Origin of the sequence: Streptomyces sp. NPDC059456 (assembly GCF_042750055.1) — a bacterium.
Taxonomy (GTDB): domain Bacteria; phylum Actinomycetota; class Actinomycetes; order Streptomycetales; family Streptomycetaceae; genus Streptomyces.
In genome coordinates, this window is the sequence record NZ_JBHYVA010001165.1 from 1 (window position 1) to 1,024 (window position 1,024).

A 1,024-nucleotide genomic window follows, 5' to 3' on the forward strand; every position below is an offset into this window, starting at 1 on the left:
TCGACGGGACGCCGGGTACGACTGCCGGGGCGCGGGGGGCCCCCCCGGCGGCGCCACCCTGCGCAGCCTCGCCGCACTCGGCGCACCGACCCGCTCCCTGAGCCGCGATCCCGGCCGTCTGGCCGGCGCACTGGACGCGCACACGCTCGCCCGGACCGTGCTCCTGCCGGCCGACGCCGCCGACCCGGACTCCCTGCGGGCGGCCTTCCGCGGCGCGCACCAGCTCTTCCTCACCATGGCCAACGGCCCGCACCAGGTCCGGTACGAGCTGAACGCGATCGAGGCGGCCGTCGACTGCGGTGTGGGGCACATCGTCAAGGTCTCCGCGCCCGCCGCCGAACCGGACTCCCCCGTCGCGGTCTCCCGCGGGCACCACCTGATCGAGGAGCGGCTGCGGTCCTCGGGCGTCACCGCCACCGTGCTGCGGCCGTACGCCTTCATGCAGAAGCTGCTGCTCCTGGCGCCCGGCATCGCCACCGCCGGAGTGGTGCACGGGGCGATGGGCCGGGCGCGGTGCAACTACGTGGACGCCCGCGACATCGGGGACGCCGCGGCCGCGGTCCTCACCCGCCCCGAGACGGCCGGCGGCACGTACCCCCTCACCGGCGGTCGGGCCTACAGCCACCCGGAACTCACCGCGCTGCTGGGCGAGCTGCTCGGCAGGCCGATCCGCTGCCTGGACCTCGGTCCGGCCGGACTGCACGCCCACCTGACCGGCCGCGCCGGGATGCCGCCGTGGCTGGCCTCGCACGTGGTCGAGATCCAGCAGCTGGCGCTGGCCCGCGAGGAGGCGCCGGACGACACGTTCCGCCGCCTGGTCGGGCGCGCCCCGCGCACCCTGGAGGCCTTCCTCGGGGAGAACCTGCACCGGTTCCGCTGACGCCGCCCGGCGCGGCGGCCTGCGCCCTCGGCGGCACGACGAGGGCCGGACCCGCCCGCCCCGGCGGGGGGCGGGGGGCGTGCGGGCCGCCCGGCCCCCCCCCCGCCCCGCGGGGGGGGGGGGGGGCGCCGCCTCGGGGGCCCC

1 protein-coding gene is annotated in these 1,024 nt (G+C 79.0%); it reads left to right on the forward strand.

The features are described from left to right. On the forward strand, window positions 1-880 hold an 880-nt coding region (locus ACFXA3_RS42950; protein WP_385197060.1), incomplete at its 5' end, for an NmrA family NAD(P)-binding protein. Between the last annotated feature and the right edge of the window lie 144 nt (window positions 881-1,024).